Origin of the sequence: Marinobacter sp. UBA2498 (genome assembly GCF_002341575.1) — a bacterium.
Classification (GTDB): Bacteria; Pseudomonadota; Gammaproteobacteria; order Pseudomonadales; family Oleiphilaceae; genus Marinobacter; species Marinobacter manganoxydans.
On sequence record NZ_DDOI01000069.1, the window covers coordinates 4,003 to 4,553 of the forward strand.

At 55.5% G+C, this 551-nt stretch carries 2 pseudogenes; one reads left to right on the forward strand and one right to left on the reverse strand.

Annotated features, from left to right (window positions below):
* A pseudogene (locus B2W52_RS09970) lies at positions 1–225 on the forward strand (amino acid ABC transporter ATP-binding protein); the annotation flags it as partial.
* Positions 226–264: 39 nt separating this feature from the next.
* On the opposite strand, the pseudogene B2W52_RS09975 reads toward B2W52_RS09970, so the two are convergent.
* A pseudogene (locus B2W52_RS09975) lies at positions 265–551 on the reverse strand (UDP-2,3-diacylglucosamine diphosphatase); the annotation flags it as partial.

Genomic DNA, 551 nt, shown 5'->3' on the forward strand with positions numbered 1-551 from the left:
CCGGAGATGATCAAGGAAGTGCTGGACGTAATGATTGAATTGGCGGGAAGCGGTATGACCATGCTCTGCGTAACCCATGAGATGGGTTTTGCCAAGACGGTGGCGGACCGTGTGATTTTCATGGACGGTGGCGAGATCGTGGAGCAGGCGCCTCCCCACGAGTTCTTTACCAACCCACAGGAAGCCAGAACTCAGAAGTTCCTCCAGCAGATACTCGCGCACTGAAACCAAGAATAAAAAAAGCCGGGCATTTGCCCGGCTTTTTTACAACGGCTCCTTGAATAGCTCGGGCTCCTTGCCTGGCTCTGCCTCAAGCCACCAAACGTTCTTGTCCCAGTCTCCCAGTACAATACGCTTTGCCGGCGACCCGTTGGCCGTCAGTTCATGAACCGCGGGGCGATGGGTGTGGCCATGGATCATTCGCTGGACACCGTGCGTTTCCAAGTCCTTGACCACTTCCTCGGGGGTTACGTCCATGATGAACTCCTCCTTGCCCTGATTTTTCGCCATGCTGATTTCCCGTAGCTGGCGGGCCATTTGCTGGCGGTCTT